Genomic DNA, 2141 nt, shown 5'->3' on the forward strand with positions numbered 1-2141 from the left:
GTATTTTGCATCTACATTTACCTAAAGCGGAAGCAGAAAAGAATAAAGTTGTGAAGGTAAGTATTGGCTAATATTATCTCTATAGAGGTGCGAAATATCAGAAAAATCGAAGTACGGAAAATGCGATTGTATCTCTGTAATTAACCGAACTTACGGACTATCAAAACTCTACTAAAATTAGAAACAACAATCAATTCAATTCACAGATAAAACATTTTTTAGGAGGCAACAACTATGGCTATTGTACGTTTTTCCCCATGGCGTGAAATTGATTCATTACAGAAAGAAATGAATCGTGTCTTTGACAATTTTGCTCCTTATTTAAACGGTGAAGAAAAAGGTATAGCATTTACACCAGCAGCAGAAATGGAAGAAAACCACGAAGCAATTGAGTTAAAACTGGAAATTCCTGGTTTAGAAGCTAAAGATGTAGATGTACAAGTAACTGCCGAAGCTGTAGCAATTAAAGGAGAGCGTCGTCAGGAAAATAAAACTGAAGAAAAAGCTATGACTCGTTCTGAATTTCGTTATGGTGCTTTTCAACGAATAATTTCTCTACCTACCAGAGTTCAAAATGACCAAGTAAAAGCTGAATATAAAGATGGTATTTTGCATCTACATTTACCTAAAGCGGAAGCAGAAAAGAATAAAGTTGTGAAAGTAAATATTGGCTAATATTATCTTTAGATAGAGATAGGAAAAATTAGTAGGGGCGAACATTTGTTTGCTCCTAACATTTATTCATAGATGTTAAAGAATGAGTAGGGTGTCGTTAGCGACAGCGTAACGCACTCCTATCCCTATTAGATATTTCCTCCAAAAAAGGGAGCAGAGAGAAAGAATTGATGAATAAGAGTGGGATAATTGATTTTATTTTTGATTTTTGGAGATGTCTAATGACAAAAATGGTGCGTGATACTCCACTTCGTTCCACTCACACACCCTACTACTACTACTACTGATATGTTAAAGAGTGAGTAGGGTGCCGTTAGCGACAGCGTAACGCACCCCTACCCCTATTAGATATCTCCTCCAAAATATAGATGCACAAAATCAACGTAATTGACCTTTTCTGTGGATGTGGTGGTATGTCGTTAGGCTTTCAAAATGCAGGCTTTAATATAGTTGCTGCTTTTGATAACTGGGAGCCAGCAATTAAGGTCTATCGTCAAAATTTTAATCACCCAATTTATCAATATGATTTGAGTAAAACTGACTTTAACTATCAAACATTTATTAAAGTTAAACCAGACCTAATTATTGGCGGTCCTCCTTGTCAAGACTTCTCTAGTGCAGGTAAACGGAATGAAGATTTAGGTAGAGGAAATTTAACTATTTCTTTTGCTCAAATAGTGGCTAATATTTTGCCTCAAATTGTTGTTATGGAAAATGTTAGTCAATTTATTAATTATAAAAAATATCGAGTTACTAAAGAAATTTTTAAAGCTGCTGGATATGGCATTAGTGAAAAAATTATTGATGCAAGTTTATGTGGCGTACCTCAAAAGAGAAAAAGATTTTTTTTGATTGGAATTTATGGAGATAAAGACAAAAAAATTGAACCATACTTAGAAACTTATTTAGCAAAAAAACCGATGACAGTTAAAGATTATTTTGGAGATAAATTAGAAATCAAACATTATTATCGTCATCCCAGAAGTTATAAAAGAAGAGCAATATTTAGTATTGATGAACCAAGTGCTACGGTCAGAGGAGTGAATCGACCAATTCCTCAAACTTATCAAAATCATCCAGGAGACTCAGCGAAATTATCCTCAGAAATTCGACCATTAACAACCATAGAGAGAAGCTATTTACAGACATTCCCTGAAGGTTTTATTTGGGAAGGTTGTAAAACAAATTTAGAACAAATGATTGGTAATGCTGTTCCTGTGAAGTTAGCTGAATATGTGGGAAATAGTATTTTGGAATATCTGAAAAATTAGGGTTTTACAGCTATATGTATCTGGCTAATTATATCATGTTTTCCCTTAGAGGAAGCTATGCTTACGGTAGAACAATTATAATAGGGTTTCATCGTTTTACTCTAGCAATAATAGCAGGAGTTATATAATAGACATCTCCTATAATCAAAAATTAAATCAATCCCATACGCATAAATCATCAATTATTTCCCCCTA

Annotated in this window: 2 protein-coding genes; both read left to right on the forward strand. The window is 33.8% G+C overall.

What is annotated here, in order from left to right; translation table 11 throughout:
• The first annotated feature begins 234 nt into the window (after window positions 1–234).
• Window positions 235–675 (forward strand): Hsp20/alpha crystallin family protein, encoded by a 441-nt coding sequence (locus AC3DU7_RS17050; RefSeq protein ID WP_488040515.1) that lies wholly within the window; start codon window positions 235–237, stop codon window positions 673–675.
• Between the two features lie 368 nt (window positions 676–1043).
• Window positions 1044–1946: a DNA cytosine methyltransferase gene (locus tag AC3DU7_RS17055; protein WP_488040516.1), complete on the forward strand. Its 903-nt coding sequence runs from the start codon at window positions 1044–1046 to the stop codon at window positions 1944–1946.
• The last annotated feature ends 195 nt before the right edge of the window (window positions 1947–2141 follow it).

The sequence above is a fragment of the Okeania sp. genome (genome assembly GCF_983059655.1).